The organism is Vibrio sp. SG41-7 (assembly GCF_014164465.1).
Taxonomy (GTDB): Bacteria; Pseudomonadota; Gammaproteobacteria; order Enterobacterales; family Vibrionaceae; genus Vibrio; species Vibrio splendidus.
This window is the reverse complement of the sequence record NZ_JACJFF010000353.1, coordinates 1-475: the sequence shown is the minus strand read 5'-3', so window position 1 is coordinate 475 and position 475 is coordinate 1. Positions and strand designations below refer to the sequence as shown.

1 protein-coding gene is annotated in these 475 nt (G+C 46.3%); it reads right to left on the bottom strand.

Features of this window, described 5'->3' with window-relative positions; genetic code table 11:
• The coding region (locus H5300_RS27070; protein WP_182797396.1) for a transposase at positions 1–475 on the bottom strand (475 nt) is incomplete at both ends.

Sequence of the window (475 nt, the reverse complement as noted above, 5' to 3'; positions counted from 1 at the left end):
CTCTAATACATCGCTCGGCTTCATTATTGGTTAAGGGGATTGACGTTTTCTTGAGGAAAACCCACAAGCTCTCTCTATGTTTGAGCAGTAACTTGCATCGCCCTCGATACCGCTTGACCATCACATCTGTCCCTTTACTCAACCAATGATCGAACGACTTTTGTAGCCTGTGCATTCGCCGCAAGTACAGCGAATAACCCAATTCACCTTGCTCATAACGATGCCGAGTATGGAAAATGGCGTTCGTCAGTAAGCAAAGATGTTTGCCAATATAAGCGGTGTGGCCACCGCCACTATAATCTGCCATTTGCTGAAGATTGCGCTTCACATGTGCCCAACATAACTGATGACGGTCTGCGGCTATCCAGTTATAGCTTGGGCACTGGTCGCTAACCACAATGCCTGCATAGTCTTCATCGATGACCTTTTTCGCTGAGGAAGATGAGCGTGAATAGAGTATTTGTTCATAGACAAG